We start from the raw sequence: 6209 nt of genomic DNA, 5'->3' as shown, positions 1-6209 counted from the left end.
GGGAGTTTCCCTCGTGGATAACGGTGACGCCCTCGGTAAAGCGCGCGACGGCCAGCAGCAGGCCGCTGACGAACTGGGAGGACTCGGAGGCATCGATGGTGATCTCCCCACCCTGGATCTCCCCGGAGCCCTCCACGAAGAAGGGCAGCCCCTCCGGGTTGCACTCGGTGCTGGTGTTCACGGTGGCGCCGAGGGCTCGCAGGGAATCCAAGGTGGTGGACATCGGGCGGCGGCGGGCCTCCACATCACCGTCGAAGGCAACCGTGCCGGTGGCCAGGGCAGCGATCGGCGGGACGAAGCGCATCACCGTGCCAGCCAGGCCGCAATCCACCTGACCACCGTGCAGCTTCTCCGCCGGGGTGACGTACATCTGGTCGTTCTTCAACAGGATCTGGGTTCCCATGGAACGCAGAGCCGACATCATCAGTTCCGTATCGCGGCTAACCAGACCGCCGGTGATGGTGGAAGGCGCATTCGCCAGCGCGGCGAGGATCAGCGCACGGTTTGTAATGGATTTCGAGCCGGGGATAGCCACGGTGGCCTGCACGGGCTCGGTGGCGACCGGAGCCGGCCAGAGTTGTTCAGACATACCTGCAGACATACCCATATTGTCTCACTTTTTCGCTGGAAAAGAAGTGCGGGGTGGGCATAATGGGCGAGTATGTGTGGCCGATACGTATTGTTCAGCTCCTTAGAAGAGCTTTCGGGTGACCTGCAACGACGGCTGGGAGCCCCGCGCATACGCCGCGCCGGGGCCGGGGAGTGGCCCGCTAACTACAACGTGGCCCCCACCACCGAGGTGCCCATCGTGCGGGAGTTTAGAAGCGAGGCTGCGATCGGCCCCGCACGCTGGGGCTACCCGCCGAAGACGGTGTTCAACGCGCGGGGAGAGACCGCATTCTCCAAACCCCTGTTTGTTGGCTCCCTGCCATGCGCTTTCCCGATGGACGGCTGGTACGAGTGGACGGTCGGGGAGGATGGCAAGAAGCAACCCTGGTTCACCACCGCCACCGACGGCCACCCCCTGTACGCCGCCGGGCTGTGCAAGGCCGTGGAAGGCAAGCTCTACGGCACCATCATTACCGTTGCGGCCCTGCCAGAACTCGAATGGTTGCACAGCCGCATGCCCAGGATCCTGGTGGGCGACGAGCTAGAAATTTGGCTGAAGGGTGCAGGGGCGGAGCTGGTGGCGTCACCAAACAAGGCAACAGAAGTACACAGCAGGAAGGCGGACAGGAAGGTCGGGTCCGTGGCGAATAACTTCCCGGAACTGGTGGGAATGAACCGGCGATAGAATTGCGTTGGAAGAAAGGTGAGAGGTGAGCGAATGAAACGCAGCGATGACACTGCAGACGAGCTGCTGCAAAGATTCGAGGCTGACGCGCTGCCCCTGCTGGATCAGCTGTACGGTGCGGCGTTGCGGATGACGCGCAACCCGGCCGACGCGCAGGATCTGGTGCAGGATGCGTACATGAAGGCCTACCAGGCGTTCGGTTCCTTCAAGGAAGGCACGAACCTAAAGGCGTGGATGTACCGAATCCTGACGAACACGTACATCAACAGCTACCGCAAGGCGCAGCGGCGCCCGACGGAATCCAGCGCTGACGAGATGACCGACTGGCAGCTGGCCGAGACGGCGAAGCACGACTCCGTGGGGCTGGAATCCGCCGAGGTGGAGGCGCTGAGGAACATCCCAGATAAGCGCATCCAGGATGCCCTGATGAGCCTGGGCGAGGACTACCGCATGGTCGTGTACTACGCGGATGTTGAGGGGCTGGCATACAAGGAGATCGCCGAGATCATGGACACTCCCATCGGCACCGTGATGTCGCGGCTGCACCGCGGGCGCAAGCAGCTGCGCAGCAAGCTGAAGGACGTGGCGGCGGAGCACGGGATCGTGACGGAAGCGGCACAGAACAAGACGGCACAAAACAAGATGGCTCAGAACAAGCTGACGGAAGCGAAGGGATAAGAGCACATGTGCAAAGACAATTCGCGAAAGACGGACTGCGACGACCTGCTGGATGCCCTGTACGAGGTTGCTGATGATGACGCCGACTGTGAGAGCCGCGAACGTTTGCGCGCTCACGCCGACGCTTGCCCGGAGTGCCTGCGGCAGCTAGGGCTCGAGCAGCAGGTGCGCGACCTGCTGCGGAGCTGCTGTAGCCAGCCCGCGCCGGTGGAGCTGCGGGCGCGGATCTGCACGCAGTTGCGGGTGATTAGCTACCGGGTGGAGGAGTAGCAGGCAAAGCAAAAGGCCGACAGGCACCGTCTTATGCGGTGCACCTGCCGACCTTTTGCGTTACGGCTTAAGAGTTTGGACGCTTGCCGTGGTTAGCCTTCTTCTTGCGACGATCCTTGCGCTTGCGGCCACGCTTGCTCATTGTGCAGCTCCTTGGTGTTTAAGGGGACAGTTTCAACCTTTTCAGCTTAGCCGGGGCGCGTAGCTGGACAAAATAGCTGAATAAAAGGCTGGGGTTTAAACGGTGATGCGCTTGCGGGTACGAGTGCGGCCGCGGTTGGTGCGACGCTTCAGTGCGCGGCGCTCGTCCTCGGCCATGCCGCCCCACACGCCGGCATCCTGGCCGGACTCGATGGCCCAGTTCAGGCACTGGGAAGCGACGGGGCAGCGGTTGCAGACCAGCTTGGCCTTGGCGATCTGGGCCAGGGCGGGGCCGGAGTTTCCAACGGGGAAGAACAGCTCTGGGTCTTCTTCACGGCAAACGGCTTTGTGGCGCCAATCCATTATTGTGTTTCCCTTCTATTTTTTCAGACAAAAGATGTCCGAAGTGCGTCGTCTTGGTTGCTTGCAGTCGGTGTGGGCACTTTGGCCGGTGATCGAAGTTGGGCTCGACGAATTGACCTAGAGAATCTCTAGGCAAATTCAGGCAAAAGTGGTGGTGGCGAAGTGGCGTGCAGACCTGTGTGTAGAGGGGGTCGCGGCGGCTTCTCGCCTTGCGATTAAGGCCTTGTTGGTTTGTTGTTAACCTTTTGGCCTCTTATCGGTTACTTGGACGATTGTTGCACGTTATTCGCGCTTTGGCTAGAGCTTTTTCTCAAATTGTGATGAGCATCACAAGAAAATGATTTGGTATGCCAGGGGAAAGCGGTTATTGGATGGCATTTCCCAGCGCTACGACGGAATCCCCACGCTTTTCCACCAGCACCTCACCCGCCAGCTTGAGCGTCACCTGTCCGGTATAGCCCTTGCGGTCCACCGGGATGGTGCGCAGGACCTTGCCGTTATCCCAGTCCACCACTGCGATCCCCTTAGTAGTGGGAACTAGCAGTCGCCCGCCCATGGGAGCGGCGGGCCCGATTGCGCCATTAACTTGGAACGCAGGTTCCATGGTTGAAGGGGTGAAAGTCACCACCCGGGAGCCATCAAACCAGCTCATCAGGTGCGCCGAATCCGCGGTCTGGGCGCGGAACAGCGTGCCATCCCGCTGCTGCGGATCCAGTAGCGGGGCGGGGTCGGCGGGGAACTGCTGGAAGTCGCCTTCCTTATCCAGCACCTGGAAGCGCGAACCTTCGTTATCGTTCTCGTCCTTCGCGCGGGTGCCGTTACCGGGGGCGTAGATCACCGCCCGATCTAGCCCCACGCCTACCAGCTCGCTGTTCGCGGGAACCTCGTACTCGTGGTATTTCTCCGGGGCATCCGAGTCTTCCGGGTTCGTCTTAAGCAGCCGGATCAGCTTCTTCTCGCTATTAGGGCACGTCTGCGCCGTAACTAGCAGATCCCTGCGCGTCAGTGCGGAAGTAAAGGTGCACTCGGTGTATGCCTGCTTTTTCGGTTTGACTGCCGTCAGCTTGTCGCCGACCTCCACGCGCCGCACTGCGTCCGAGCGCAGTAGTTCCGTGCGCGTGGGGGAGAGTATCCCGATGTTGTCCCGGCTCTGGAACAACTCCACGTGGTCGGCGGCCAGCATGTCACGGGTGTGGCGGTATTCGCCGGTCCCGCTATCCAGTGCCACTACCTGTCCGCACCCTTTAGGTCCTTGCAGGAAGAGATTCGTCTTGCCCCAGTTCGCCGCGACGGCGCACAGGTCGTGGGGTGCCTTATAGCGCCAGACCTCGGTACCATCGTCGCCCCGTACCATCGTGGCCTTGTTGCCGGAGGTTAGAACGACCCCACCCTGATCCACCACCAGGTCGGCGGAGTCCGTCCTCGCATCCCACAGCTCGCGCAGATGCTCAGGAATCTGCCGGTCTCCTTTGGCGGAGTCGGAAGAGGCGAGGGTCTTGTCCTCGGCCTCGATCGGGTGATCGGCGACCCGGTGGTCGACCTCGCGGGCGTCGGAATCCAGCCACGTGATCCCGCCGAGGGCAAGCAGTCCGCAAGCCAACGCGGCTGCGACGATGTGGTCACCGCGACGGGCGCGCTCGGGGGAGGGGATGCGCCGGCTCATGGGCGCGGCCTTCTGCGGGACTTTTTCACCTTCAGAGCTGCACCTTTCACGCCGCGCGGTGCCCCCACCCGGTCGCCAACATCGCCGGGAAGGTCGAACTCAGCCAGAAATTCCGCGCTGGAAGAGAACCACTGCGGTGGGTCCTGCAAGTCCAGCCCCAGGGCGTCGCTGATGGCGTTCCACCGCGCGACCTCATCCCAGCCGATGAGGCTCACCGCCGTGCCCGTGTTGCCCGCGCGCCCCGTACGGCCGATGCGGTGAACATAGGTGCGCTCGTCGTCCGGGACCTGGTAATTGATCACGTGCGTGACATCCTCGATGTCGATACCGCGCGCCGCCACGTCGGTGGCCACCATCACGTCCACTTCGTTGCGGCGGAACTCGTCTAGGGATTCTTCGCGGTCTTTTTGCCGCATGTCCCCGTGTACTGCGCCTACGCGGAAGCCCAGCTTGGCAAGCTCCTCGGCCACGCCCGCTGCCTGCCGCTTCGTACGGGCAAAAACGATGCTGCGGCCCCTCCCGGGGGATTGCAGAATACGGGCGAGTGCGGAGAGCCTATCGAGCTTGTGGGACTGGAACACCACCTGCTTCGTCGACTCGTGGGTTGCCTCCGTCGCCGCGCTATCCGCCTGGATTAGCACCGGGTGCCGCATAAACGTCCTAGTCAGTGCCGCAATCGGCCCCGGCATAGTAGCGGAAAACAGCATCGTCTGCCGCTGTGGGCTGGTTTGCGTGATGATGGCGCGCACATCGTCCAGGAACCCCTGATCCAGCATCTCGTCCGCCTCATCCAGCACGACGATCTCGACCGTCTGCAGCTGCAAATACCCCTGTTTCGCCAGGTCCAGCAGCCGTCCCGGAGTGCCGACGACCACGTCCACGCCGCGCTCCAGGGCCGCCGTCTGCTTCTCGAAGCCCACGCCGCCGTACACCGCCTGTACCTGCAGGGCACGGGTCTTGCTCTTCTTTCTTTGGGACGCCCCCTCGGCCCCCACCGGCACACGCAAGTTGCGGGCGGCCAGGGTCAGGTCGTCGGTGACTTGCAGGCACAACTCTCGGGTAGGCACCACGATCAAGGCGCGCGGGGTTCCGTCCGGGGCGGTGACGGTGGCGTCATCAAAAACCCGATCGAGAACAGGAATGCCGAAACCCAAAGTCTTGCCCATACCCGTGCGCGCCTGGCCGATAACGTCGGAGCCCTTCAGCGCGATGGGCAGGGTGTATTCCTGGATGGCAAAGGCGCGCGTAATGTTGGCCGTGGCCAGAGCCTCCGTGATTTCCGCGGCCACGCCGAGCGAGCTGAAGGTTGGGCGGGATCCAGAAGACCCAGAGGGCATCAGCACCTGCAGCACCTGCCTTCCTTGCTCGACCTGATAGCTATGATGGTCACAATACTGCACGTGAGTATAGAACGAACATGAAGGAAGGGTTTCCCATGCAGATCAAGGTCGGATTCGTACACAACGCCCGCGAGCTGGCTATCGCCATCGACACCAAGAGCGAGCAGGCCAAGTCCCAGGACGAGTACGTGGCAGAGATCGAGAACTTCCTGCGTTCCGGCGAGAATGAGACGCTGACCATTGAAGGCGCCAAGGGGGCGCGCTACGTGCTGGTACGTGGACAGATCGCTTACGTAGAGGTCGGCGCAGAGGCCAAGAACTCTGTCGGTTTCGTAAGCTAAGCAGGCCGGGGCAAGCCTGGCCAAAGCCTAAGGAGGCAGCGACTAGCTGTATGAGTAGCGGCAGTAGCGTGGAGCGCCACCCCATCCCACCGGCGCGGAAGTCCGCGCCGGAAGTGTCG

At 62.3% G+C, this 6209-nt stretch carries 7 protein-coding genes and 1 pseudogene; 4 read left to right on the top strand and 4 right to left on the bottom strand.

The window, feature by feature from the left end; all coding sequences use genetic code 11:
- A pseudogene (locus Q0331_RS06270) lies at positions 1–589 on the bottom strand (3-phosphoshikimate 1-carboxyvinyltransferase); the annotation flags it as partial.
- Positions 590–661: 72 nt separating this feature from the next.
- Here Q0331_RS06270 and Q0331_RS06265 point away from each other — a divergent pair.
- Genes Q0331_RS06265 through rsrA form a run of 3 tightly spaced genes read left to right on the top strand, consistent with a single transcriptional unit; the run spans position 662 to position 2242 of the window.
- Positions 662–1294 (top strand): SOS response-associated peptidase, encoded by a 633-nt coding sequence (locus Q0331_RS06265; protein ID WP_298075586.1) that lies wholly within the window; start codon positions 662–664, stop codon positions 1292–1294.
- A 33-nt stretch (positions 1295–1327) separates the two neighbouring features.
- On the top strand, positions 1328–1972 hold the full coding sequence (locus Q0331_RS06260) for a sigma-70 family RNA polymerase sigma factor (protein ID WP_298075585.1): 645 nt from the start codon (positions 1328–1330) through the stop codon (positions 1970–1972).
- 6 nt (positions 1973–1978) lie between these two features.
- Positions 1979–2242: a mycothiol system anti-sigma-R factor gene (gene rsrA, locus Q0331_RS06255; protein WP_298075584.1), complete on the top strand. Its 264-nt coding sequence runs from the start codon at positions 1979–1981 to the stop codon at positions 2240–2242.
- Between the two features lie 237 nt (positions 2243–2479).
- Here rsrA and Q0331_RS06250 read toward each other — a convergent pair whose 3' ends face one another.
- From Q0331_RS06250 to Q0331_RS06240, 3 genes are all read right to left on the bottom strand, one after another.
- The gene (locus tag Q0331_RS06250) at positions 2480–2746 is read right to left on the bottom strand and encodes a WhiB family transcriptional regulator (protein WP_005293852.1); all 267 of its coding nucleotides are present in this window, start codon (positions 2744–2746) and stop codon (positions 2480–2482) included.
- Positions 2747–3110: 364 nt separating this feature from the next.
- Complete coding sequence (locus tag Q0331_RS06245; protein ID WP_298075583.1) at positions 3111–4409, bottom strand: hypothetical protein; 1299 nt, start codon at positions 4407–4409, stop codon at positions 3111–3113.
- The gene (locus tag Q0331_RS06240; RefSeq protein WP_298075587.1) at positions 4406–5746 is read right to left on the bottom strand and encodes a DEAD/DEAH box helicase; all 1341 of its coding nucleotides are present in this window, start codon (positions 5744–5746) and stop codon (positions 4406–4408) included. Before Q0331_RS06240 ends, Q0331_RS06245 begins: the two co-directional genes overlap by 4 nt.
- Before the next feature lie 80 nt (positions 5747–5826).
- Between Q0331_RS06240 and Q0331_RS06235 the strand changes: the two genes are divergently transcribed.
- Positions 5827–6090 (top strand): DUF3107 domain-containing protein, encoded by a 264-nt coding sequence (locus tag Q0331_RS06235; RefSeq protein WP_080722691.1) that lies wholly within the window; start codon positions 5827–5829, stop codon positions 6088–6090.
- Positions 6091–6209: the final 119 nt, after the last annotated feature.

Source organism: uncultured Corynebacterium sp. (assembly GCF_937999985.1).
In the GTDB taxonomy this organism is placed as follows: Bacteria; Actinomycetota; Actinomycetes; order Mycobacteriales; family Mycobacteriaceae; genus Corynebacterium.
Note: the sequence above shows the minus strand (reverse complement) of the source record. Positions and strands in the feature narration are given on the sequence as shown.

Bases quoted from the DNA above. Each gene is read 5' to 3' on its own strand.
- Q0331_RS06250 (WP_005293852.1), bottom strand. From the start codon at position 2,746: ATGGATTGGCGCCACAAAGCCGTTTGCCGTGAAGAAGACCCAGAGCTG.
- rsrA (WP_298075584.1), top strand. From the start codon at position 1,979: ATGTGCAAAGACAATTCGCGAAAGACGGACTGCGACGACCTGCTGGAT.
- Q0331_RS06265 (WP_298075586.1), top strand. From the start codon at position 662: ATGTGTGGCCGATACGTATTGTTCAGCTCCTTAGAAGAGCTTTCGGGT.
- Q0331_RS06245 (WP_298075583.1), bottom strand. From the start codon at position 4,409: ATGAGCCGGCGCATCCCCTCCCCCGAGCGCGCCCGTCGCGGTGACCAC.
- Q0331_RS06260 (WP_298075585.1), top strand. From the start codon at position 1,328: ATGAAACGCAGCGATGACACTGCAGACGAGCTGCTGCAAAGATTCGAG.
- Q0331_RS06235 (WP_080722691.1), top strand. From the start codon at position 5,827: ATGAAGGAAGGGTTTCCCATGCAGATCAAGGTCGGATTCGTACACAAC.
- Q0331_RS06240 (WP_298075587.1), bottom strand. From the start codon at position 5,746: ATGCCCTCTGGGTCTTCTGGATCCCGCCCAACCTTCAGCTCGCTCGGC.